At 75.0% G+C, this 24,511-nt stretch carries 13 protein-coding genes and 3 pseudogenes; 4 read left to right on the top strand and 12 right to left on the bottom strand.

Going from position 1 to position 24,511, the window contains the following annotated elements; genetic code table 11:
- Window positions 1-141: 141 nt before the first annotated feature.
- The 6 genes and pseudogenes from IG74_RS0124825 to IG74_RS0124805 all read right to left on the bottom strand — a co-directional run bounded on the left by IG74_RS0124825 (window position 142) and on the right by IG74_RS0124805 (window position 11,199).
- Window positions 142-1,011: an aminotransferase class IV gene (locus IG74_RS0124825; protein WP_051855295.1), complete on the bottom strand. Its 870-nt coding sequence runs from the start codon at window positions 1,009-1,011 to the stop codon at window positions 142-144.
- The gene (gene pabB / locus IG74_RS0124820) at window positions 1,008-3,101 is read right to left on the bottom strand and encodes an aminodeoxychorismate synthase component I (RefSeq protein WP_030681455.1); all 2,094 of its coding nucleotides are present in this window, start codon (window positions 3,099-3,101) and stop codon (window positions 1,008-1,010) included. Before pabB ends, IG74_RS0124825 begins: the two co-directional genes overlap by 4 nt.
- Before the next feature lie 81 nt (window positions 3,102-3,182).
- Window positions 3,183-4,832: pseudogene (locus tag IG74_RS53505) on the bottom strand (type I polyketide synthase); the annotation flags it as partial.
- A gap of 12 nt (window positions 4,833-4,844) precedes the next feature.
- Window positions 4,845-8,708 (bottom strand): annotated as a pseudogene (locus IG74_RS52805) (type I polyketide synthase); the annotation flags it as partial.
- Between the two features lie 245 nt (window positions 8,709-8,953).
- Window positions 8,954-10,018: a 3-deoxy-7-phosphoheptulonate synthase gene (gene aroF / locus IG74_RS48110; protein WP_078869021.1), complete on the bottom strand. Its 1,065-nt coding sequence runs from the start codon at window positions 10,016-10,018 to the stop codon at window positions 8,954-8,956.
- 146 nt (window positions 10,019-10,164) lie between these two features.
- Window positions 10,165-11,199, bottom strand: coding sequence for a 4-aminobenzoate N-oxygenase (locus tag IG74_RS0124805; protein ID WP_030681451.1), 1,035 nt, complete (start codon window positions 11,197-11,199; stop codon window positions 10,165-10,167).
- Window positions 11,200-11,573: 374 nt separating this feature from the next.
- On the opposite strand from IG74_RS0124805, the gene IG74_RS0124800 reads away from it, so the two are divergent.
- Window positions 11,574-13,091, top strand: a complete 1,518-nt coding sequence (locus tag IG74_RS0124800) for an AMP-binding protein (protein WP_030681449.1) — start codon at window positions 11,574-11,576, stop codon at window positions 13,089-13,091.
- Window positions 13,092-13,180: 89 nt separating this feature from the next.
- On the opposite strand, the gene IG74_RS0124795 is transcribed toward IG74_RS0124800, so the two are convergent.
- The 4 genes and pseudogenes from IG74_RS0124795 to IG74_RS0124780 form a co-directional block, all read right to left on the bottom strand.
- A complete protein-coding gene (locus tag IG74_RS0124795; RefSeq protein ID WP_051855285.1) occupies window positions 13,181-13,933 on the bottom strand; it encodes an AfsR/SARP family transcriptional regulator in 753 nt (250 codons plus the stop codon).
- Window positions 13,934-14,683: 750 nt separating this feature from the next.
- Window positions 14,684-15,658: pseudogene (locus tag IG74_RS0124790) on the bottom strand (NAD(P)/FAD-dependent oxidoreductase); the annotation flags it as partial.
- Between the two features lie 23 nt (window positions 15,659-15,681).
- Window positions 15,682-17,124 (bottom strand): FAD-dependent oxidoreductase, encoded by a 1,443-nt coding sequence (locus tag IG74_RS0124785; RefSeq protein ID WP_051855281.1) that lies wholly within the window; start codon window positions 17,122-17,124, stop codon window positions 15,682-15,684.
- Window positions 17,125-17,219: 95 nt separating this feature from the next.
- The gene (locus IG74_RS0124780; protein ID WP_030681440.1) at window positions 17,220-18,668 is read right to left on the bottom strand and encodes an FGGY family carbohydrate kinase; all 1,449 of its coding nucleotides are present in this window, start codon (window positions 18,666-18,668) and stop codon (window positions 17,220-17,222) included.
- 353 nt (window positions 18,669-19,021) lie between these two features.
- Here IG74_RS0124780 and IG74_RS0124775 point away from each other — a divergent pair, with 353 nt between their 5' ends.
- The 3 genes from IG74_RS0124775 (at window position 19,022) to IG74_RS0124765 (ending at window position 22,876) form a co-directional block, all read left to right on the top strand.
- Window positions 19,022-20,017 carry a hypothetical protein gene (locus IG74_RS0124775; protein ID WP_030681437.1) on the top strand — a complete coding sequence of 332 codons (996 nt, stop codon included), beginning with the start codon at window positions 19,022-19,024 and terminating at the stop codon, window positions 20,015-20,017.
- A gap of 109 nt (window positions 20,018-20,126) precedes the next feature.
- Window positions 20,127-21,653 carry an amino acid permease gene (locus tag IG74_RS0124770; protein ID WP_234334445.1) on the top strand — a complete coding sequence of 509 codons (1,527 nt, stop codon included), beginning with the start codon at window positions 20,127-20,129 and terminating at the stop codon, window positions 21,651-21,653.
- Window positions 21,654-21,904: 251 nt separating this feature from the next.
- Window positions 21,905-22,876: an ArsR/SmtB family transcription factor gene (locus IG74_RS0124765; RefSeq protein ID WP_030681431.1), complete on the top strand. Its 972-nt coding sequence runs from the start codon at window positions 21,905-21,907 to the stop codon at window positions 22,874-22,876.
- 17 nt (window positions 22,877-22,893) lie between these two features.
- Here the strand turns inward: IG74_RS0124765 and IG74_RS0124760 are convergent, their stop codons facing one another.
- Together IG74_RS0124760 and IG74_RS0124755 are read right to left on the bottom strand one after the other, a co-directional pair.
- Complete coding sequence (locus tag IG74_RS0124760) at window positions 22,894-23,328, bottom strand: ankyrin repeat domain-containing protein (RefSeq protein WP_030681428.1); 435 nt, start codon at window positions 23,326-23,328, stop codon at window positions 22,894-22,896.
- Between the two features lie 42 nt (window positions 23,329-23,370).
- On the bottom strand, window positions 23,371-24,483 hold the full coding sequence (locus IG74_RS0124755) for a hypothetical protein (RefSeq protein WP_037826001.1): 1,113 nt from the start codon (window positions 24,481-24,483) through the stop codon (window positions 23,371-23,373).
- Window positions 24,484-24,511 lie beyond the last annotated feature (28 nt).

The raw sequence follows: 24,511 nt of genomic DNA, 5'->3' as shown, positions 1-24,511 counted from the left end.
GGAGGGCGGGAGGGCTTCGCGGGGCGTGGTGCTGCTCGGGGCGGGGCGCTGCTCGGGGCGGGGTGCGCTGCCGCACCGCATTCTGCGCAGGGGCTCTTGGCGCCTTCTTGAAGTCGGCTTGGATCTTGAAGGGGGCGCTCGTTAGAGGGGTTCCGCGGGTACGTCGGCGTACCGGTCGGTGAGCGTGGCGGTCAGGGCGGTGACGTCCGGGTCCGGGGCGAAGAGCACCTCGTCGACGGAGGCGACGGGCCGCACCCCGAAGGCCGCGTTGGTCGCGAACGCGGCCCGCAGCGAGCCGAGTCCGCCCCGGGTGAGGTGCGCGTCACCGACGGGCAGCCCGGCCCCCGCGGCCGCCTCCCGCAGCAGGCGCGCGGTCACGCCGGGCAGACAGCGGCCCCGGGGCCACAGCAGCCGGGTGCCGTCCCAGAAGCAGATGTTCCAGGTGGTGCCTTCCAGGACGTGGCCGTCGTGGTCGAGCAGCAGGGCGTCGTCGAAGCCGCGCCGCCGCACGTCCGCGCGCAGACGCAGCGTGCCGAACAGTCCGGTGTGCTTCACCTCCGGCAGCTCCCGTACGTACGTGGCGGTGGTCAGCCGCAGCGGTGGCGGCGCGGCGGCGGCCGCGGGCCGGGTGCTGAGCAGCGCGGTCGGGGCGGTCGTGCCGGGCCCTTCGAGGGTCGTGTCCTCGGCGCACACGGTCACCCGCACCGTCAGGGGCGCCTCGTGGGCGCGGGCGACGCGGCGCAGCGCGGCCCGGACCCCTTCGGTGAGGCGGCCGACGGTGTCCGGGTCCGTGCCGAAGAGCGTGCGGCAGTCGTCGGCGAGGCGCCGCAGGTGCAGGCCGAGCCCGCGCACGCGGCCCCGCTCGACGCGCAGGGTGGTGAAGTGGCCGTAGTTGTACAGGGCGAGGGCGGCCAGGTCGCCGGGGGTCGCGGGGCTGCCGTCGAGGCGGGTGACGGCCACGGAGGCCCGGGGCGCGGGCGCCGGGGTCGCTGCGGTGTCCGGGGCCGTCACGGCGTGCCCCGCTCCGGCTCGTCGACGGCGTCGAGCTGGGCGTGCGCCCGCACCAGGGCGTGGCCCTTGAGGAGCACCTCGTCGAATTCGTCGTCCGGGTCCGAGTCCAGGACGATCGCGCCGCCCGCGCCGATGACCGTGCCGGTGGCGGAGGTCACCGCCGTGCGGATCACGATGTTGAGGTCCGCGCCGCCGCAGAGCCCGAAGTAGCCGATGGTGCCCGAGTAGATGCCGCGGGCCTCCTGTTCGAGGCGGTCGATGATGGCCATCGTCCGCAGCTTCGGGGCGCCGGTCATCGAGCCGCCGGGGAAGCACGCCCGGACGCAGGCGACGGGGTCCACGTCGTGCCGCAGGCGGCCGCGGACCGTCGTGACGAGCTGGTGCACCGTGGCGTACGACTCGGTGACCATGTACGCGGGGACGCCGACGGAGCCCACCTCGCAGACCCGGCCGAGGTCGTTGCGGAGCAGGTCGACGATCATGAGGTTCTCGGCCCTGGTCTTCGCCGAAGCGGCCAGGGAGCGGCGCAGCGCCTCGTCGCTCACCGGGTCCGCGCCCCGGGGGGCCGTGCCCTTGATGGGCTTGCTCTCCACCGTGCCGTCGCGTTCGACGCGCAGGAACCGCTCCGGGGACGAGCAGACGACGCTGACGTCGCCGAGGCGCAGATAGGCGGCGTACGGCGCGGGGTTGAGGCCGCGGAGCTTCAGGTGGTAGGCGAGCGGGTCCTTCAGGGGTGGCAGGCGGACCCGGTTGGTCAGGCAGATCTCGTAGCTCTCGCCGCTGCGCAGCTGGTCGAGGCAGTCCTCGATGTCGTCGACGTACGCGGCCCGGTCGCGGCTGAGGACGGCCCGGTCCGACGGCGCCCCGGACACCGGTGCCGGGGCCGGGGCGGGGGCCGCGTCGGGCAGCGAGCGGACCTCGTGCGCCGTGTCCTTGACCCAGGCGCGGGCGCCGTCGAGGGCGTTCGCCGCGCGGGTGCTCAGGGCCAGGACGTAGGTCTTGTCCTCCAGGTGGTCCACGGCGACGAGGCGGTCGGCGAACATCCAGGCGGCGTCGGGGGTCTCGGCGCTGTGCGCGTTCGGGCTGCCGCACTCCCCCTTGAGTTCGTAGCCGAAGTAGCCGACGTAGCCGCCGTTGAGGTCGAAGGGCAGGTCCGGCGCGGTGAGGCCGCGGGTGCGCAGCCGGTCCTGGAGCACCTCGAATATGGTGCCGAGCTCGGCGCGTTCGCCGGTGGCGTCGCGGACCGTCACCGAGGTGTCGCCGGTGCGGTAGGTGAGGGTCTCGGCGAGCGGGCCCGCGGTGTCGCCGAGGAAGGAGAAGCGGGCCGGGCCGACGCCGGGCGCGCTGCTGTCGAGCCAGAAGGAGCAGGCGCTGTCGGCGTAGCGCGAGGTGAAGAGGGCCTCGGTGTCGACGGCCCGGTCGACGACCTCGACCACGGCCTCCAGGTGGGGGCTCGGGGTGCCGTCGAGGGGCGGGGACCAGCTGGCCCGCTCCGGCGGCGCGGCGGCGTAGTGGCCGCCTATGAGTTCCGCGAAGTTGCGCAGGAGCTGGGCGCCCCACTCGCTCGCGACGGACTCCGGGTGGAACTGGAGGCCCCAGCGCGGCAGGGTGCGGTGCCGCAGCGCCATCACGGTGCCGTCCTCCGCCCAGGCCGTGGCCCGCAGCGCGTCGGGCAGCGGCTCGACGACCCGCAGCGAGTGGTAGCGCACCGCGGTGAACTGCTGGGGCAGGCCGTCGAACAGGTCCTCGCCGCCGTGGCGGACCCGGGTCAGATGGCCGTGCCGGGGCGTGCCGGGCTCGACGCGGCCGCCGTAGTGGTGGGCGATCGCCTGGTGCCCCAGGCACACCCCGAGCACCGGCACGTCCTGCCAGCGCTCCAGGACCTCCTGGCAGAAGCCGAGGTCGGTGGGGCGCTGGGGGCGGCCGGGCCCGGGTGAGATCACGACGCAGTCGAACGCCGCCGGGTCGTGCTTGGCCCACGCCGGGTCGTCGTTGACGAGGACCGTCGGTTCCTTGCCGTACACCTGGGCGAGGAGCTGGAACAGGTTGTAGGTGTAGGAGTCGTAGTTGTCGATCAACAGCGCGCGCATCGAGCTTCCTTCTCGGTTCGAGCGGGACCGGATCGTGGCGGGGGCGAAGACGGAGGCGGTGGCGGGCGGGGCGCCCGGGGCCTACTCGGCGAGCATGTCGTCGATGAGGTCGAAGACCTCTTCCCGGGAGGCCGAACCGAGCCGGGCCAGGGCCGCCTCGTCCGCGCCGGGCCGCTCGCGCGTGGCGTCGGGCCGTGGCGGCGGCGCGTGTTCGTCCCCCGCGTCCGGTACGAGCAGGGCGCGCAGTTGCTGTCCGAGGGCGAGCGGCGTGGGGTAGTCGAAGACGAGCGTGGCCGAGAGGCGGAGTCCGGTGGCGCCGCCGAGCCGGTTGCGCAGTTGCAGGGCGCGCAGCGAGTCGAAGCCGATGTCGGTGAAGGGGCGCCGCTCGCCGACGGTCCTCGGGTCGTCGTAGCCGAGGACGGCGGCGACGTGGCCGCGGACCAGGTCCAGCAGGAGCTCGTCCTGCTCGGGCACGGACAGGCGCCCGAGCCGTTCGGCCAGGGAGTCCTCGCCGGGCGCCTCCGCGGTGTCGGCGGTGGTGCGTCGCACCGGGGTGCGGGCGAGGGTGCGGAGCAGGGGTGGCACGTCGTCGGTGGTGCTGTCGTGGAGGGTGGTGGCGTCCAGCGGCAGGGGGAGGACGACGGGTTCGCCGGTGGTGCGGGCGAGGTCGAACAGGGCGAGGCCCTGGTCACTGGAGAGGGGTTTGATGCCGGTGCGGGTGATGCGGCGTACGTCGGTGTCCGCGAGGTCGCCGGTGAGGCCGGAGCGTGCGCTCCACAGGCCCCAGCCGAGGGCGAGTCCGGGGGTGCCGGTGGCGTGGCGGCGGGTGACGAGGGCGTCCACGAACGCGTTCGCCGCCGCGTAGGCGGCCTGTCCGGCCGGGCCGAGGACGCTGGACACGGACGAGTAGGCCACCAGGGGCACGCCGGTTCGCGCGGTCAGTTCGTGCAGGTGCCAGGCCGCGTCCGCCTTGGGGCGCAGGACGCGGTCGACGCGCTCGGGTGTCTGCGCGGACAGGACGCCGTCGTCCAGGGTGCCCGCCAGGTGCACGACGGCGGTCAGCGGGCGGTCGGCGGGGATCGACGCCAGGGCACCGGCCAGGACGTCGCGGTCGCCCGCGTCGCCCGCCACCACGTGGAGTTCGGCGCCTTGGGCGCGCATCTCGCGCAGGAACTCGGCCGCGCCCGCTTCGCCGGAGCGCGCCACGACGGTCAGGCGGCGCAGTCCGTGCGTCGCCACCAGGTGCCGGACCAGGAGTCGGCCGAGGGTGCCGAGGCCGCCGGTGACCAGGACGGTGCCGTCGGTGCGCCAGGCCGGTGCGTCGCCGGGCCGGGCGGAGAGGCGGGTGAGGTGCGGGGTGAGCAGGGTTCCGTCGCGCACGGCGAGCTGGGAGTGGGCGCTGTCCACGGCGGCGGGCAGCGCGGCCCGGGAGGCGGCGGTGCCGTCCAGGTCCACCAGGGTGACGCGGCCGGGGTGTTCCGCCTGGCCCGAGCGGATCAGGCCCCAGACGGCGGCAAGGGCGGGGTCGGGTGCCGCGCCGGGGGCGGCGGCGACCGCGTCCTGGGTGAGCACGGTCAGGCGGGTGCGGGCGAGGCGGTCGTCGGCCGACCAGTCCTGCACGGCGGCCAGGGCCCGGTGCACGGCCAGGTGGGCGGCGGCGGCCCGGTCGGTGCCGTCGGGGGTGGCGGGTTCGGCGAGGACGACGACGTCGGGTGTGGCGGCGCCTGCGGCGAGCGCGGCGCACAGGGCGGCGACGTCGGAGTGCGTGGTGCGGGTGATGCCCCGTGCGGCAAAGGGGTCGTCGATGGCGTCGGTGTCGTCGGGGCCGATCCAGGCCCAGTGCGAGACCGCGGGCGCGGGCTGCGCGGGCGGCGGTGCGGGCCGCCATTGCAGGCGCAGCAGCGAGGCGTCGGACAGGGCCGCGGCCCGGCGCAGGGCCTGGGCGGTCACCGGGCGCATCCCCAGGGCGTCGACGGTGACGACCGGGCGGCCCGCGGGGTCGGTGGCGGTCAGCGTCAGGGTGTCGGGGCCGGTGCGGCGGATGCGGGCGCGCAGCCGGGCGGCGCCGGTGGCGTGCAGGGTGACGCCGGTCCAGGAGAACGGCAGCCGGGTCGCGCGGTCGTCGCCGGTGCCGGGCCCGCCGGGCAGGGCCGCGGCGTGCAGGGCGGCGTCGAACAGGGCGGGGTGCAGGCCGTAGCGGTCGGTGCCGCCCGCGGCCTGCGGGAGTTCGGCCTCCGCGTACAACTCGTCGTCCAGGCGCCAGCAGCGGCGCAGGCCTTGCAGGGCGGCGCCGTAGTGGAGCCCGTTCTTGGCCAGCTCGCGGTAGCAGTCGTCGAGTTCGACCTCTTCGGCCCCGGCGGGCGGCCAGTTGGCGGGCGGTGCGGCGGCCTGCTGGGCGGTCGGCGCCAGGGTGCCGCCGGCGTGCCGGGTCCACGGTTCGTCGGCGCCCGCGTCGTGCGCCCGCGAGGAGAAGGCGACCTCGCGCCGCCCGGCCCCGTCGGGTCCGGACAGGCTCAACTGGAGGCGCACGGCGCCTTGTTCGGGCAGGATCAGCGGGGCTTGGAGGACCAGCTCCTCCAGGGTGTCGCAGCCCGTCTGCGCCCCGGCGTGCAGGACGGCCTCCACGAGCGCGGTGCCCGGGACGACCAGGACGTCGGCGACGGCGTGGTCGGCGAGCCACGGGTGGGTGTGCGCGGACGCGCTCCCGGTGAACAGGGTGGCGCCGCTGCCGTCCGCCAGCGGCACGGCGGCGCCAAGGAGCGGGTGGTCGACGCCGTCGAGCCCGGCCGCCGCCACGTCCGCCACCGGCGGGGCGGCGTCCTCCAGCCAGTAGCGGCGCCGCTGGAAGGCGTACGTCGGTACGTCGGTCAGGCGCGGCGCGGTGTGCGCGAAGGCGGGCGTCCAGTCGACGGCGACCCCGTGGGCGTGGGCCTCGGCGACCGCGGTCAGGAACCGCTTGGTGCCGCCCTCGTTGCGCCGCAGCGACTCGACGGTCAGGGCGTCCTGGGCGGCGGCGTCATCGGCGGCCTCGGCGGTCTCCTGGATGCCGATGGTGAGCACCGGGTGCGGGCTCATCTCGATGTAGGTGGTGTGCCCCGTGGCGAGCAGCCTGCTGACGGTGCGGTGGAACTGGACGGTGTCGCGCAGGTTGTTCACCCAGTACGTGGGGTCAAGGGTGGTGGTGTCGATGGGTTCGCCGGTCACCGTCGAGTGGAACGGCACGGTGGCCGGGCGCGGCCGGATGCCGGACAGGGCCTCGACGAGGGTGTCGCGGATCTCCTCGACCTGCGCGGAGTGCGAGGCGTAGTCCACCGGGATGCGGCGCACGCGCACGCCGTCCCGCTCGAAGGCCGCCATGGCCGCGTCCAGGGCGGCGGACTCGCCGGAGACGACCACGGAGCGGGGCCCGTTGACGGCCGCGACGGACACGGCGCCGTCCCACGGCGCCAGGCCGCGCCGCACCTGGTCGACGGGGGCCACGACGGAGACCATGCCGCCGCGTCCCGACAGGACCCGCAGGGCGCGGCTGCGCACGGCCACGATGCGCGCGGCGTCCTGCAGCGAGAGCGCGCCCGCGACGTGGGCGGCGGCGATCTCCCCCTGGGAGTGGCCGACGACCGCGGCGGGTTCCACGCCGAAGGACCGCCACAGCGCCGCGAGCGAGACCATCACCGCGAACAGCGCGGGCTGGACGACGTCGACGCGCTCCAGGGTCGGCGCGCCGGACTCGCCGCGCAGCACCTTCGTCAGCGACCAGTCGACGTGCGGGGCCAGGGCGGCGGCGCAGGCCTCGATGGACTCCCCGAACACCGGCGAGGAGCTCATCAGTTCGGCCGCCATGCCCGGCCACTGGGAGCCCTGGCCGGGGAAGACGAACGTGACGCGGTCGCGCGCCGTGGCGGTGCCGAGCGCGGTGTGCTCGCCCTGCCCCTCGGGCCCGTCCTGTGCGATGGCGGCCAGGCGCGCGGCGGCCTCGGCACGGCCCGCGGCCACCACGACGGCCCGGTCCGCGAGCGCGGCCCGCGTCGTGGCCAGGGAGTACGCCAGGTCCGCGGCACCGGCCTCGGGGCCCGCGGCGAGGAACTCCGCAAGGCGCCGGGCCTGGGCCTTGAGGCCTGCCCGGCCGCTGCCCGACACCAGCCAGGGCAGCGGGCGGGCGGAGGTGTCCTCCCCGTCCACGGGGGGCAGGGCCGGGTCGTCGGGGGCCGGGGCCGCCTGCTCCACGATGACGTGGGCGTTGGTCCCGCCCACGCCGAAGGAGGAGACGCCCGCGCGGCGCGGGCGCCCCACGTCGGGCCAGGGCTCGGCCCCGGCGAGCAGCCGCACCGCGCCGGAGCCCCAGTCGACGTGCGGCGTCGGCTCGCTGATGTGCAGGCTGCGCGGCAGCACCCCGTGCCGGATCGCCATCACCATCTTGATGACGCCCGAGACCCCGGCGGCGGCCTGGGTGTGGCCGATGTTGGACTTCAACGAGCCCAGCCACAAAGGCTGTTCGGCAGGCCGCCCCTGGCCGTAGGTGGCAAGGAGTGCCTGTGCCTCGATCGGGTCGCCGAGCTGGGTCCCGGCGCCGTGGGCGTCCACGCAGTCCACGTCCGCCGTGGTGAGCCCGGCGTGGGCGAGCGCCTGGCGGATCACGCGCTGCTGGGCGGGGCCGTTGGGCGCCGTCAGGCCGTTGGACGCGCCGTCCTGGTTGACGGCCGAGCCGCGCACCACGGCGAGGACCCGGTGCCCGTTGCTCACCGCGTCCGACAGCCGTTCGAGGAGCAGTACGCCCACGCCCTCCGACCAGCTGCTGCCCGCCGCGTCGGCGGAGAACGAGCGGCACCGTCCGTCCGGTGCGAGGCCGCGCTGCCTGCTGAACTCCACGTACCCTCAGGGCGTCGCCATCACGGTGACACCGCCCGCGAGGGCCAGGCGGCACTCGCCCTTGCGCAGCGACTGGGCCGCCAGGTGCAGCGACACCAGCGACGACGAACAGGCGGTGTCGACCGTGACGGCGGGCCCTTCGAGACCGAGCGCGTACGCCAGGCGCCCGGAGGCCACACTGGGCATGCTGCCCACCACGCGGTAGCCCTCGGCGCTCGGCGGCACGTGCCGGATCCGGGCGCCGTACTCGCTGTACATGATGCCGACGAACACGCCGGTGCTGCTGCCGCGCAGCGAGGTCGGGTCGATCCTGGCGCGCTCCACGGCCTCCCACGCCGTCTCCATCAGGAGGCGGTGCTGGGGGTCGATCGTCACGGCCTCGCCGGGGCTGATCCCGAAGAAGTCGGCGTCGAAGTCGGCCGCGTCGTACAGGAACCCGGCGTGCCGGGTGACGGTGGTGCCCACGTGGTCGGGGTCCGGGTCGTGGGCCACGTTCCAGCCGCGGTCGCGGGGGAACTCCGAGATCGCGTCGGTCTCCGAGCGCACCAGCTGCCACAGATCGTCCGGCGAACGCACCTCGCCGGGCAGGCGGCAGCCCATCCCGACGATCGCGATCGGCTCGTCCACACCTCCGTCGCCAGGGGTGTCGTCGGTGGCGGCGGGCTCGCCAAGGACGCGTGAGCACAGGTGGGCGGCCAGCCCCTCCGGCGTCGGGTAGTCGAACAGGGCCGTCGCGGACAGGGCGACGCCCGTCGCCTCGCTCAGGCCCTCGCGCAACCGCGCCGCGGCCCGCCCGCGCACCCCCTGCGCGCCGAAGGCCCGGGCGGCGTCCAGCGGCGCCGCGTCCGCCCGCTCCAGAGCGGCCGCCGCATGCGTACGGATCAGATCCAGCAGCAACCGGTGGCGCTCCACGTCGCCCGCGTCCGCGAGCCGCCGGCGCAGCGCCCGGCCGCGTCCCTCGTTCATCTCCATCGCCGCCTCCCCGGTCATCGGCTCACCATCGCGTGGTCCGCGACCGGTTCCATCGGCTCCGCGCTGTCCAGGATCCGTCCGGTCCGCGCCACCAGGGCGCCGAACTCGTCCGGTGTGATCGCTTGTTCGGCGTCGCACAGCGCGGTGCGGCCCGCCTCGTCGACGTCGACCATCACGCCGTCGGCACCCGCGACGGCGGCGGCCGCGGCCAGCGGGGCGACCAGGTCCGCGTGCCCGCAGGCGTGGCTGGGGTCGACGATCACCGGCAGGTGGCTGAGCCGCTTCAGGAGCGGTACGGCGGTGATGTCCAGGGTGAAGCGGCTCGCGTTCTCGAAGGTGCGCACGCCGCGCTCGCACAGCAGCACGTTGCCGTTGCCCGCCGCGAGGAGGTACTCGGCGCTGTGCAGCCACTCCTGGACGGTGCAGCCGAAGCCGCGTTTGAGCAGGACGGGGCGGCCGGTCAGCGCCACCTCGCGCAGCAGCGGGAAGTTCTGGGCGTTGCGCGTGCCGATCTGGAGCACGTCGGCGACCTCGGCCACGGCCTCGACGTGGGCGGCGTCGACGACCTCCGTGACGACGCCGAGCCCGGCCGCCGCGGCCGCGTCGCGCAGCAGCGCGAGCCCGTCGGTGCCGAGCCCCTGGAAGGCGTAGGGGGACGTACGGGGTTTGAAGGCGCCGCCCCGCAGCAGGTGCGCGCCCCGGGCCCGTACGTCCCGCGCCACGGTCGTCAGCCGGTCCGCACTCTCCACGGCGCACGGCCCGGCTATCCAGGTGAAGGAGCCGCCGCCCACGCTCCAGTCGTCGGTCACGCGGACGGCGCTGTGCTCGCCCGTGGCCGCGAAGCTGCCCAGGGGCGGTGACTGCGCGCTGTCGACGACGGTCTCGACGGCGGCCGTGGCGCGCAGCAGGGCCGCGAACTCCTCGCCCGCGGGCGAGGCCGGGGCGAGGTCGGGGAAGGCGACGAGGGTGTGGCGGCCGGCCCGGCAGTGGAACGACCGGTGTCCGTCGTGCCGCCACGCGGAGGTCAGCCGACTCTGCTCGTCGATCAGCACATGGGGGCGGAGGCGGGCAACGATCATCAGGTCACCTTTCAGCGGCTGTCGGAGGTCGGCCGTGCGGGCGGCCGTTGACGGGCCGTGCGGGCCCTTCGGCGGTCCGGGAGGCACGGGCGCGGGCCGGGTGCGGGCCCGCCCGCGTCCCGGGGGCGACGCGGCGGCGTGCGGCCTCAGCGGGGCGTCGCCGCGCCGGGCGACCACGCGGGCCGCTCGGGGAAGTCGAAGTCGACCTCGCCGGCCAGGCCGAGGCGCTCGACCATCCGCTGCGCGCCGGAGAAGTCGCGGACGAGCCGCCGCCCGGAGGACTGCGCCCGCAGGTCGCCGACGATCTCGTCGGCGCCGCGGACGCCCGCGGTGGCCAGTTCGAGGCGCAGCGTGGACAGGTCCTGCGCGGCGAACGCCTCCAGGGCGAGCGGCAGGCAGCGCACCAGGGTGCGGCGCTGTGCCGCGTTCATCCGCTCGTACAGCTCCCTGACGACCTCGGTGACGATCGAGCCGTGCGCCGTCTCGTCCCGCAGGTGCAAGGTGGTGATCAGGGAGTGCATGGGCTGGATCGAGTCGTCCCGGGCGAGCAGGGCGAGCAGGGAGTTGATGCAGGTCTCGGCGACCGCGCCCCAGACGAGCACGGCGACGTGGCGCTCCCACTCCTCGGGCATCGTCGCGAGGACCTGGCACAGCCGCCGGTAGGTGACGAGTGGCGGCTGCTCCGGCCGGGTGCGCACGCCGCGCAGCTCCCGGGTGCGGTCGATGGCGAGCATGTGCATGTAGGTGTGGAAGCTCTCGTCCACGACGGCCTGCTGCACGCTCCGGCGCACGAGGGGCGCGTCGCTGCCGGGGAAGACGCCGCACATGATGAGGTCGAAAGCGGGCTCGGCGATGAGGTGTTCGGTGGCGATGACGCGCTCGTTGTAGCCGATCCACAGGCCGGTGAGGACCTGTCGCCGCTGGTCCGGGCTGGCCGCGAGGAAGCGCGGGTGCTCGGCGAACGGCACGATCTCCAGGGGGTAGTCGGGCACGGCCGGGTCGTGGCCCGCGCTCTCGTCCATGACCTCGGGCCTGGTCGTGACCGCTGCCCGGCGCGGCCAGGCCTGCACCAGGCGGCGCAGCGTGTCGCTGCCGACGCCGTTCTCCTCGGCCCACCCCCTGGCGGCCCAGGTGGTCAGCGCGCCCGGCACGTCCGTCACACCCGACTCCTCACGTCGCATCGGTCCTCCCCGCCTCGGCACCCGTGGCCCGTGGTGCCGCTGCATCGTCACCGGCCGCTCTTGGCGGTTTCTTGGAGGCGACTTGGCGACGGCCGACCGAGGCTTTCTGGATGCGGATCGGGGATGCCAGGATGAGGACGAGGCGCGGTGTCGCGGGCGTGTGGCCCCGTCGCGCGCACCGCCCGGAGTGAGCACCACCGCCGTCGCTTCCCGCGGCTCCGCCCGGTCCCCCGGGCGCCGCACCGCCCTTTCCGGTTTCCGCGCGCTCCCGTCCGGCCCGGCTCGCCCGCTGCTCCGCTGTCCGTCGTCTCCGGCACACCACTCGTCTCCGGCACACCACTGTTGTCTCCGGCACACCACTGTGAGGACGCATCATGCTCGTTCCGCTCACCACGGCCGACTTCCTCGACCGCGCCGAGGCGGCCGCCGCCGGGCGCACGGCGCTCGTCGACGAGCCGGGACAGCCGGCCGCCCCGGTGCCGACGACGACGTACGGCACGCTCCTCGCGCGCATACGGGCCTGGCAGGCCGGTCTGGACGCGCTGGGGGTCGGCGCGGGCGAGCGGGTCGCCGTCGTCAGCCCCAACTCCTCCCGGCTCCTGGAGCTGTTGTACGCCGTGACGGCGAGCGGGCGGATCTGCGTGCCGGTGAACTACCGGCTCACGCCCGAGGAGATCGCGTACATCCTGCGCCAGTGCGACGCCTCGGTCGTGTTCGTCGACCCCGACGTCGAGGCGGTCCTCGGCTCGGTCGACGTGCCGAAGCGGTTCGTCCTCGGGGAGCAGACCGAGACGGAGGTCATGCGCTTCGGCGTCGAGCCGCGCCCCTGGGAGCGGCCGGACGAGAACGCGGTGGCGACCCTCAACTACACCTCGGGCACCTCGGCGCGCCCCAAGGGCGTCGCCCTGACGCACCGGAGCATCTGGCTCAACGCGATGACGTTCGGCGTGCACGGGCGGATCTGGGAGGGGGACGTCTATCTGCACACGCTGCCCACGTTCCACTGCAACGGCTGGGGCGTGCCGTTCCTGCTCGCCGGGCTCGGCGCGCGGCAGGTGCTGTTGCGCCGGATCGACGGTACGGAGATCCTGCGCCGGGTCCAGGAGCACGGCGTGACCCTCGCGTTCGGCGCGCCCGCCGTGTGGGACGCGGTGATCCGGGCGGCCCGGGACTGGCCGGGAGAGGTGCCCGGGCGCGGGCGGACCCGGGTGGTCTGCGCGGGCGCGCCCGTCGACGAGCGGCTCGTCGCCGAGGTGGAGGAGACGCTCGGCTGGGAGTTCCTCCAGGTGTACGGCCTCACCGAGACGACGCTGCTCACCTTCAACCGGCGGCTGCCGGGTGCGCCCGGCAGCGGCGGCCTGACGCGGGCGGGCGCGCCCGCTCTCGGCGTCCGGATGCGGACCGGTGAGCGCGGCGAGGTCCTGGCCCGCTCCAACATGGTCCTCGACGGCTACTGGCAGGACGAGCGGGCCGACGGGGCCGCGCTGCGGGAGGGGTGGTTCCACACCGGCGACGCGGGGTCCTTCGACGACGAGGGGCACCTCCGGCTCTTCGACCGGCTGAAGGACGTCATCGTCACCGGCGGCGAGAGCGTGTCGTCGGTGGAGGTCGAGGACTGCCTCCTGGGCCATCCGGACGTCGCGGAGGTGGCCGTCATCGGCGTGCCGGACGAGCGCTGGGGCGAGACCGTCAAGGCGGTCGTGGTGCCCGCCGCGGACGCCGCGCGGGACGCGGCCGGGATCATCGCGTACTGCAAGCAGCGCCTGGCCCGGTACAAGGCGCCCACCAGTGTGGACTTCCAGGAGGCCCTGCCGCGCACGAGCAACGGCAAGGTGCGCAAGAGCGCGCTCCGCGAGCCGTACTGGGCCCACCAGGACCGGCGCATCCACTAGTTCCGAGCAGCGGCGCCGTCCCGCCGGGGCAGGAGCACCGTCCCGGCGGGACGGGCGGCTCCTGCCCCGGCAGGCCGTCGGCGTCGGCGTCAGTGGAGCACGCACACCCGCCCGACGAACTCGTCACGGAGGATCCGGCCGAAGAGCGCCCGCAGTTCGCGTCCCGGGTCCACCCCCAGCTCCTGGGCCAGGGCCCGGCGTATCCGGTGGTAGACCCGCACCGCCTCCGCCTGCCTGCCCACCTCGCACAGCGCGACCATCAGGAGCCAGCCCAGGCGCTCCCGCGTGGGATAGCGCGCGCTGAGCGCGGCCAGCTCGGCGACCACGGTGCCGTTGTCCCGGCCCCAGGCCAACTCGGCCTCCCACAGGGCCTCCCAGGTCATGAGCCGCAGTTCCTCCAGGCGCGCCGCCTCGCGCACGGCGGGTTCGTAGTCGCCGAGTTCCGCGTACGGCGCGCCGCGCCACAGCGCGAGGGACTCCCCGAGCGCCCGGCACGCCTCCGGGTAGCGGCCCGCCCGCAGCAGCCGCCGTCCGGCGCGCAGTTGGCCCTCGAAGCGGCAGGCGTCCACGCGCTCCGCCGCCACCGCGAGCAGATAGCCCTGCGACTCCCTGCGCAGGACGCGGTTGCGCCCCCGGGGCGGACCGTCCGGCTCCAACTGGCGGCGCAGATGGGACACGTAGCTGTGCAGGCTCGCGACCACGTTGCCGGGCGGGCCCGCGGGCCAGATGGCCTCCGTGAGCCGCTCGGTGCCGATCACCTGCCCGGGCGCCAGCAACAGGGCCGACAGGACCGCGCGCTGCCGCGCGGGTCCCAGAAGGAGCGGCCCCTCGGCCGACCACACCGCCAGCGGCCCAAGAATGTTGAATGACAGATTATCCGGGAACACTGCCGGAAATTGCGTAACACCTTTCACAGCTTTCACAGTCATCAAGTTTTCCCTCTGGTGCCACCCGTTTCCCATGGCCACCCGGTTTCCCCCTCGCGAAGATCGATACGGCGTCGGCACCGGCGGTCAAGGATCCTGGCCGACCTGCTCCTGTACTTTTCGCTGCGCACTGCATGAGTAAAGAGGGGGAAGCGTTCCCCACATGACCGCGCGTTACTCTAGGACAGGTTCCTGAGAGAGCACGCCCACCACTGATGCGCCGCCGTGGCGTGAAACTGAGGGTTCTTCAGCAGTTTCACCTGAGATACATTGGGAAGTTGCGAAATCCCATCGAGGATCTTGACTTCTCTCCCGTCCCAGCAGGCCCGGGGCGAGAAGAGGACCGAGGAGACACAGCGGATCGCGGACACGTGCCCTGAGGCGACGAGATTGCATTGTTCACCCCTTCCCCAGGGGCGAGGAAACGATCACGCAATTCAAGACAGCCCCGCGCCTGCGGAATCACGTCATCGAATAAGCAACTACCCCGGGAGAACGCGCGCTCCTAACGAGGAGCAGAGTGGCCGATCCTCCCTGGGAAAGGGGAGATTCCGCCACCCCATTGGCGTGCGCCCGCCACCACGCCGGTGCACGCCTGAGGACCCGGGTGGTTGACAGTTCATTTTTGGCGTCAATTTTTCGCTATCGGGCGGACGCCGCGCTCCGCCACTCGCCGGACGCCAGAAAGCGCCGCACGGACTCCGCCGCGCGCCGCCCTTCCGCCGCCACCACCCGTGCGGGCTCGACGGCGTGGGCCACATTCCCGACCGCGAACACCCCGTGGCGGGCCGTGCGGAAGGCCGCGTCGACGTCGGGGCCGCGCGTGCCGGGCGCGAGCGGCACTCCGCCGCGCCGCGCCAGCTCGTGGTCGGGAACGAAGTCGCCGGTGAACACCACGGTGTCGCAGGCGACCTGCGCGCTCCGTCCGGTGCGGTGGCGCAGCCGCACACCCGACAGGCGCCCCCGGCCGACGAGTTCGGCCACGTCGGTGTCCGTGAGCAGGGGGATCCCGTGCCACAGCCGGGCCACGGCGACGCGCGCGGCCGGGGCGTCGGGCCGGGCCGCGGGCGCGACGTGGGCGACCACCCGGACCCCGGCGCGCCGCAGCGTGTCCAGGGCCGCGTACGAGACCGCCTCGGCGCCGACCACCACGGCCCGGGTGCCGACGCGCTGCCCGAAGACGTGTACGGCCTGCTGGAGTTCGCCGGTGGTGTAGACGCCGGCGGGCCTGCTGCCGGGCACGAGGCGCGCGGCGCGGGGCCGTTCGCGGGCGCCGGTGGCGAGCACGACGGCCCGCGCGGTGAGGCGTTCGAGGCCGCCGGGCGAGGTCGTGTCGAGGGTGCGGGGGCCCGCCCAGCCGGTGGCGGTGACGCCCGTGCGCACGGTGGCGCCCGCGCGCACGGCCGCCTCGACACACCGCCGCGCGTAGCGGGGGCCGCTCAGGCCGGGGACGGCCAGACCCGCGACCGCGCGGTCGCCGAAGCCGCCGTGGTGGCAGTGGCGCGGGACGCCGCCCGCCTGCCGCTCCCGCTCCAGGACCTCGACGCGGCCCGCGCCCGCGGCGGCGAGCCCGGCCGCGGTGGCGAGGCCCGCCGGTCCCGCGCCGACGACCAGGACGTCGACCGCGCGTTCGCGCCTCATGGGGGTCTCCCGCCGCTCGTCGCTCATCGCTGTGCCGTCCGGTCGCGCCCGTCGAGGAGCGCGCGTACGGCGGCCCCGCAGTAGAACCCCTGGCACCGGCCGCCGCGCGCCCGGGTGCGGCGGCGCAGCCCGTCGACGGTGACCGGCGGGACCGTGCTGCGCAGGGCGTCGCGGATCTCCCCGCGGGTGACGCGTTCGCAGTGGCAGACGAGGGTGCCGTACGCGGGGTCGGCGGCGATCAGCTCGGCGCTCTCGTAGGGGCGCGGGAAGGCCTCGCCCAGGTTCGGCATCCGCACCGGCGCGAGGTCCCGGCGCGCGCCGAGGCGCAGCCCCGTCCCGGCGAGCAGCTCCGTGACGTGCGCGGCGATGGCCATGGAGGCCGTCAGGCCGGTGGAGCGGATGCCGCCGACGGTCACGTAGCGCTGCCGCGGCCGGGCGTCGATGCGGTAGTCGTCGTGCCCGGTCGCCGCGCGCAGGCCGGCGTAGACGGCGGTGACCTCCTCGTCGAGGAGCGGCGGCAGGACGCGGGCGCCCTGGCGGCGCAGCCCGGCGAGGCCCTCGGCGGTGGAGCCGGTGGCCCGTTTGTCGTCCAGGTCCTCCGCGGTGGGCCCGAGCAGGACGTTGCCGTACACCGTCGGCGCGACGAGGACGCCCTTGCCGAGCGCCGTGGGCACGGGCAGCAGGATGTGCCGCACCAGGTCGCGGGCGAGCTTGTCGAAGACGATGAGCTGGCCGCGGCGGGGCGTGACCGTGAAGGTGTCGTGGCCGAGCATGCGGTCGACGGTGTCGGCGTGCAGGCCCGCCGCGTTGACGAGGTAGCGGGTGCGCAGTCGGCCACGGCCGGTGGTGAGGACGTGGCCGTCACCGTCCTGGGCGACCGCCGTCACCGGGCAGCCGAGGTGCAGGTCCACGCCGTTGCGCACGGCCTGCGTCGCGTAGGCGAGCGGTGTCGTCCAGGGGCAGATGACGCTCTCCCCCGGCACGGCGAGGGCGCCGAGCGCGCCGGGCCCGAGGTGGGGCTCGCGGGCCCGCACGGCGGCGGCGTCCAGGAGCGAGGCCTCGTGGTAGCCGTTGCGCACGGCCTTGTCGAGGAGGCCCGGCAGCGCGGCCAGCTGCTCCTCGTCCCAGGCGACCAGGAGCGCGCCGACCGGCTCCACGGGGATGCCGGTCCCGGCCGCGTAGGCGGCGAGCCGCCGCTGCCCCTCGCGGACGAGGCGGGCCTCCAGGGAGCCGGGCACGGCGTCGAAGCCGGTGTGCAGGATCGCCGTGTTGGCCTTGGACGTGCCCTCGCCCACGTCGTCGGACGACTCGACCACCGCGATCCGCAGCGGGTGGTGGGCCAGTTCGCGGGCGATCGCCGTGCCGACGACTCCCGCGCCGACGACGGTGACGTCGTACGTCGTCTCCGGCAGCGCCCCGGCGCGGGTGACGCGGCCCTGCGGCTCGAAGGTCGTGCGGTCGCTCATGGGTCCGGCTCTCGTCCCTCAGGGGTCGTGCGGGCGGTTCGTTCGAGGGGCGGGCGGCCCCGCCGCCGGGCAGTCGGGGGCCCGGCGCGCGGCGGTCATGACGGGGGCGTGCGCTCCAGCAGGGCCGTCACCTCGGTGCGGAAGGCGACGCGGCGCGCGGCGGCCTCGTCCGGGCCGATCCGCGGCTCGTACACGGCGGCGGGCCGCCACTCGGGTACGACGTCGGCCAGGCCGAGCCCGCTGTCGAGGCCGAGGCGCGCCACCGCGCCCACGCCGAGCGCCGTGACGTCCGGCAGGGCGGAGACCTCGACGGGCCGCTGGAGCAGATCGGCCTGGGTCTGCATGAGCAGGGCCGACCGGGTCAGGCCGCCGTCGACGCGCAGGCTCCGCAGGGGCTCGCCGAGGTCGGCGGCCGCGGCGTCGGCGAGCTCGGCGACCTGCGCGGCGACGCCCTCGCACAGCGCGCGCACCAGGTGCCCGGGGGTGGTGTCGAGGCCGAGCCCGGTCAGGGAGCCGCGCGCGTCGCCGCGCCACCAGGGGGCGGCGAGCCCGGCGAGGGCGGGGACGAAGGTGACGCCGCCGCTGTCCGGCACGGCCGAGCCGACCGGGTCGAGGTCCCGCGCGCCCTTGATCACGCCGAGGTCCGTGAGCCAGCGCACGGCCGAAGCGGCCGTGAGGACCTGGCCGTCCAGGCAGTAGCTGCTGCGGCCCGCGAGGCGCCAGGCGACGCAGGCGACGAGGCCGGAGCCGCCGCGGCGCGGCCGCTCACCGGTCTGGGCGAGCAGGAACGCGCCGGTGCCGTAGGTGCACTTGGCGCTGCCGGGCGCGGTGACGTCCTGGGCGAGCAGCGCGGCCTGCTGGTCGACGAGGAGGCCGGTCAGGGGCAGCTCGGCGCCGAACGCGCCGGTGGTGCCGACCTGTTCGGCGGCGTCGACGACGCGGGGCAGCTCCTCGCCGTCGAGCCCGAAGAGGGCGAGGGCGCGCTCGGACCAGGTGACGGAGTCCAGGTCGAGGAGCTGGGTGCGCCCGGCGGTGGCGGCGTCCGTCACGAAGGCGCCGGTGAGCCGGTGGACCAGCCAGGCGTCGCTGGTGGTGACCACGCCGCGCCGGGTGCGGTGGCGGCGTATCCACGCCATCTTGGGCGCGGCGAAGTAGGGGTCGAGCGGCAGGCCCGTGAGGTCCTTCAGTTCGTCGGCGTGCGCGGCGAGTTCGGCGCACAGGGGCTCGGCGCGGCGGTCCTGCCACACCAGGGCGTCGGTGAGCGGCTCGCCCGTGGCCGGGTCCCAGGCGAGGACGGTCTCGCCCTGGTTGGCGAGGCCCACGGCGGCGACCGGCTCGCCCGCGCGGTCGAGGGCCGCGCGCCCGGCGTCGAGCACGGAGGCGAGCAGCTCGCCGGGGTCGACCTCGACGCGGCCGCCGGGCAGGTGGCGGGGGCGGACGGGGGCGTCGGCGGAGGCGATCACGCCGCGCTCGGGGCAGACGACGAGGGCCTTGGTGCCGGAAGTGCCCTGGTCGACGGCCAGCACCGGGCCGCCGCCGGTCATCCGCGGCCTCTTCCGCGCCCGGGTGCGTACGCCGCGCAGTAAGTCGTGATCACGGCGGCAGCCTGCTACAGGCCGCGGGACCCGTCAAGGGAAGGGAGGCACCCAAAGTGCGCATGGGGGACCGCCGTTGAACGAGTGAGAAACCAAAGCGCTCATCGGCGCGCCGCGTTGACACAAGTTGGTCAAGAAAGATCCGAGGACCGACCAGTAATCGGAAGTCTCCGCTCTACACTGACCGCCGAACAACAACACCCACTCGTACATCAGTTCATCACTCACAGAACGCGCAGACCACAGACCCTCACGAAGAGCCAGCAGCCCGCAGCCCCCAGCCAGCCCAGAGGACCCAGCCGATGCCCTTAGCCCGCCCGGTGTATCACCCGGCCGGTCACGACGCGCCGCTGCGCGCCGTGCTCCAGGACCTCAAGGCAGGCCGCTGGGTGTCGACGAGGAACCTGCTGACCGAGACCCCCGACTGGGGCCTGTGGACCCAGCGCACCCAGATCCTGGCGGCCGCCGTGGCCGGCTCCGACGTGGTGCGCGCCTGGCTCGCCGAGGAGCCGCGCAGCGTCGCCGCCACGGTCCTGCACACCCGGGTCACGGTGGAGCGCGCCCTGCGCGCGCACCGGGCGGGCCACCGCCACACCAACGACCTGTGGCGCGAGGCGAACAGCGCCTGCCGCATCGCCTCGCAGACCTCCCCCGAGGACCCCGTCCCGTGGATCTGCCTGCTGGCGCTCGCCCAACTCGACGAGGGCCAGCGGTGGGACGAGCACCGGGTGGCGGCGCCGGAGCCGATGCTGTTCCCCGGCCCGTGGCAGATCCTCGCCGAGGCCGACAAGCGCGACCCGGGCAACCGCGAGGCGTACCACCGCATGCTCCAGTTCGCGTACCACCGCAGGCCGGGCGCGCCGCTGACCGAGGCGGTCAACTTCGTGCACTGGGCGTCCGCCGCGGCGCCCGCGGGCTCGCCCCTGCACGTGCTCCCGCTGTACGTCCGGGTGGAGCGCTACCGCCGCGAGGGCGGCAGCGAGCGCGCGCTCGACCTGCACTGGATCGCGGAGGACGCGACGCGCGGCGCGCTGCGGGCGCTCCAGCTGTGGTTCGACCACGCGCAGCCCGAAGCGGCCTCGCTGCTCGACCTCAACTACCTGGCGCACGCGCTGTGGGGCGCGCACCACTTCCACGACGCGGTGCGGGTGTTCGAGGCCCTCGACCCCTTCTACGCCACCGTGCCGTGGACGTACCGCACCACGCCGCCGGGCGACGCGGAGGCCGCCGCCGAGGCCTTCGTGCAGGCCCGGGCGCGCTGCTTCCACGCCGCGCGCGGCGCAGGGCCGCGCGGCTGACCCACCCCTGCCCCCCCTGCACTGCCCGGCACTTTCGGCACCACCCTTCGTCACCCCCGTGACACACCCCTCACACCCCCGCACCCCCGCTCTCCCCGGAGGTTGATCCGTGTCCCGCACCACCGTGTCGAGTTCTGCCGCGATACCACCGCTCCCCGATGAGGAGCAGCGGCTCAGGGAACTCGGCTACCAGCCCGTCCTGGCCCGCCGCATGGGCGGCTTCGGCAACTTCGCCATCAGCTTCTCCGTCATCTCCGTCCTGTCCGGCTGCATGACGCTGTACGGCTTCGGCCTCGGCACCGGCGGGCCCGCGGTGATGATGTGGGGCTGGGCCGGGGTCGGCCTGATGGTCCTGTTCGTGGGCCTGGCACTGGCCGAGGTCACCAGCGCCTATCCCACCTCCGGCGCCCTCTACTACATGGCGGACCGGCTCGGCGGCAGGCGCTGGGGCTGGTACACGGGCTGGCTCAACCTCCTCGGCCTCCTCGGCGCGATCGCGGGCATCGACTACGGAGCGGCCCTGTTCAGCGGCGCCCTGCTGAGCATGCACACCGACTTCACGCCGACGGCCGGATCCACCTTCGTGATCTTCCTGGGCATCCTGTTCCTGCACGCGCTCCTGAACCTCTTCAACGTCCGGCTCGTCAGCCTCCTGAACTCCATCTCCGTGTGGTGGCACCTGGCCGGTGTCGCGGTGATCGTCGGCGTCCTCGCGATCGTCCCCGACTCGCACCAGTCGCCGTCGTTCGTGTTCGGCGAGTTCGTCAACGACACCGGCTGGTCGAGCCCGGTGTACGTGTGCATGATCGGCCTGCTGCTCGCCCAGTACACGTTCTCCGGCTACGACGCGTCCGCGCACCTGTCGGAGGAGACCTCCAACGCCTCCGTGACCGCCGCGCGCGGCATCGTGCGCGCCATCTGGGCCTCCTGGATCGCCGGGTTCGTGCTGCTCGCCGGGCTCACCTTCGCCATCCAGGACTACGTGGGCACCCAGGAGAGCGGGACCGGCGTGCCGCCCGCGCAGATCTTCATCGACGGGCTCGGCACGTCCGGCGCCACCGCGCTGCTGCTCATCGTGATCGTGGCCCAGCTGTTCTGCGGCAACGCCGAGACGGCCGCGGCCAGCCGCATGGTCTTCGCCTTCAGCCGCGACAACGCCCTTCCGGGCTCCGCGGTGTGGCGCAAGGTGAGCCCCAAGACGCAGGTGCCGGTCCCCGCCGTGTGGCTCTCGGTCGGCCTGGCCGGCGTCATCGCGCTGCCGTCGCTGTACTCCGAGACCGCGTACGGCGCCGTCACCGCCATCAACGTCATCGGCATCACGCCCGCCTATGCCATCCCGATCCTGCTGCGCCTGAAGGCGGGCGACCGGTTCCAGCCCGGGCCGTGGAACCTGGGCCGGTGGAGCAAGCCCGTGGGCTGGATCGCGGTGTGCTGGGTGGCCTTCGTGACGGTCCTGTTCTGCCTCCCGCAGTCGTCGCCGGTGAACGTCGACACCATGAACTACGCGTCCATCGCGCTCGCCGTGGTCCTGGTCCTCGCCACGATCTGGTGGTTCGTGGCCCGCCGCACCTACAACACCCCGGCCGCGTACGGCACGGACAAGGAGCAGGCGGAGATCGCCGAGGGCATCGTCTAGCGCCCCCGGCGCGGAGGCGGGGCCCGACCCCCGTCCGGGCCCCGCCCCGCGCCGCACCCCCGGACGCGCCGCACCCCCGGACGCGTCCGGCCTCCAGGACGCGCGGCACCCGCCGGTGCCGTCCCGTCCTGCCCCTGCCCTCGCTCCAGTCAACTGCCGTGCGCCGGAGCGGAGCGAGAGATTCGACCACGTTCGAATTGGCCGGGTTCCGCGTCGCGCGCGTCGCCCGGTGCCGCCTAGCATCCGGTGGCGTGATCCACGCGCATCTGGACGCGGAGTCCGTCGGCAGGGTCCGGTTCGCCCCGTCCCCCGCGAACGAGGCCGTCTGGTGGCTGCGGTACGCCGTGACCGGCGGGCGGCATCCGGTGTTCGGCGACCCGGGGGCCGCGGCCCGCTGGGCGCTTCGCCGCCCCGACGTGCGCCTGGTCGCGCAGTGCCTGTCCGTACCAGGCGGACCCACGTACATGCCGGACCTGCTGACGCCCAAACCCGCCGTGGGGCCCGCGGGCCGTACGTTCGCCGAGCAGGTGCAGGCCGTCGGCGGCACCTCGCCGGAGGAGGCCGCGTTCCAGGTGTGCGAGATGCGCTTCCGGAACGGCCCGGTGCCCGGGGACGTGCTGGACGCGGTGGAGTCGGGGACGTTCGCCGAGCGGGCGGCCAACGGCCTGCGCGAGTTCTGGCAGGACGCGGTCGCCGACGGCTGGAGCGGCCTGAAGTCGGTGCTCGACGCCGATGTGGCGGCCCGCTCAGTGGAGTTGGCCACGTACGGCGTCGGGCACGTGCTCAAGACGCTGCACGCCGACGTCACCTGGGCCGACGGCCGCCTCACGGTCCGCAAGAACTACGAGGAGACCGTCCACTTCCACGGCGCCGAAGTGGTCCTCTCCCCCATGGCGGCGTCCTGGCCGCAGGTCAGCGTGCAGCTGGGCGAGCCGGGCAACGCGGTACTCGGCTATCCGGCCACCGGCATCGGCACGGCCGCCGACCGGCCCCGGCGCCCGGCCGTCGCCCGGCTCCTCGGCAGGAGCCGGGCCGCGCTGCTCGGCGACCTGGCCGCGCCCCGCACCACCGGCGAACTCGCCGCCCGGCACCGGCTCGCGCCCGCCACGGTCTCCTACCACCTGGGCGTGCTGCACCGCTCGGGCCTGGTCCTGCGCGAGCGCGACCGGAACGTGGTGCGCTACCGCAGGAGCGCGGAGGGCGACGCGCTGCTCGGCGGCTGAGGCAGGCGGCACAGCTCTCAGGCGGCCCTCTCGGGCGGGACAGCGCCCGCCGCGAGGAGGACGTCGGCCGTCTCGGAGTGGCCGCCGGCGCGCGCCCACGCCAGCGGTGACCAGCCCGTGCCGTTCTCCTCGCGGAGGTTCGGGTCGGCGCCGTGCGCCAGCAGTTCGCACACGGTCGCGGTGCGCCCCCAACAGGCGGCCGCGCACAGGGGCGTGCCCTCCGCGCCGAGTCCGGCGCTCTCGGCGTCCGGGGCGGCGCCCGCCTTCAGGAGCAGCCGGGCAACGCCCGTCCTGCCGTTCACGCAGGCCTCGTACAGCGGCGTCGTGCCCTCGCTGTCAGGGCGCTCCGGGTCGACACCGGCCCGCAGCAGCGCCCTGACCCGGGCGCGGTCGCCGCCCCAGATCGCTTCGAACAGGTGGCGGGAGTACTTCTTGCGCTTGCGCTGGTTCACGGGCCGAGGTTACGACCCAGGTAGGTGGTGTGGCCAACGAATTCAGGCGTCGAAGCGTTCCGTGTACGCCTCGGTCGGCGGGTAGGGGGCCGACCTGGTCATCCCGCACGACCAGAAGCCCGATGTGCCCGGGGTGCGGGCGAGGTCGTTGACGTAGGGCGCGGGGGCGGGGCCCGCGGGTCCGCGCACCGTGGTCCAGGTGCCGGCGTCGTACCGCAAGTACGTACTGCGGCTCTGGTCCTGGTAGTTCCAGGCCGATATCCACGCGGGGCGGCCCTGTGCGTCGCCCGCGACCGAGGACAGCGAGCCGAGGGTGAACCCGGCGTCCACCTCTCTCCAGGCGGTGCCGTCCCAGTGCCGCAGGATGGGGTTGCCGGGGCGTCCGGGAGGCCCGCCGACGCCGAACTCGTTGCCCACGGCCCAGACGTCGTCCGCGGCGACCGCGTGGACGTCGGCGAAGGTCTGCCGCAGGCCCACGAGCGGCGGCAGCACCGTCCACGAGCCGTTCCACCGGGCCACGAACCCGGTCCAGCCGCCGCCCGCCGCCCGGTCGCCGCAGACCCAGACCTCGTCCGGCGTGCGCAGCACCACGCGGTACAGGTTGACGCCCGGCGCGGGCAGCGGGTCGAGCCACCGCCACCGCTTGCCGTCCCGGTGCAGCAGCCGGGTGGAGCCGCCCCGGGTGCCACTGACCCACACCCGCCGGTCGGGCCCGACGGCCACCGCGCTCAGCCGCACGTCCGGCTCGCCCTTGCCGGGGAACGCGGCCTCGCGCCAGGTGGTGCCGTCCCAGCGCAGCAGCGGGCTCGCGCTGCCGGTGGGCCAGCCCACGCTCCACGCCGCGTCGGCGCAGACCCCGGCGACGTCGATCAGGCGCCCTTCGTAGGCCGGCGAGGACACGTCGGTCTTCGACCAGGCGGTGCCGTTCCAGACCATGGCGAGCGCCCGCGAGGGCGCCGAGCCGCCGACGGCCTCCTCGCCCACGGCCCAGGCCAGTCGGGGCCCGGCGGCGGCGATCCGGCGCAGCTGCGCGGGCGGGGTGCTGCCGGGCGCGGGCACCGCCTGCCAGCCCTGCGCCCGCGGCGCCGCCGCGGCGGCGCGGACCGCCGCCGGGCCGAGCGCGATCCCCGACAGCGCGCCGAGCGTCCCTGACACAAATCGTCTTCGTCTCACGGCTGGTTCC

Source organism: Streptomyces sp. NRRL B-1347, assembly GCF_000720325.1.
Lineage (GTDB): Bacteria > Actinomycetota > Actinomycetes > Streptomycetales > Streptomycetaceae > Streptomyces.
Note: the sequence above shows the minus strand (reverse complement) of the source record. Positions and strands in the feature narration are given on the sequence as shown.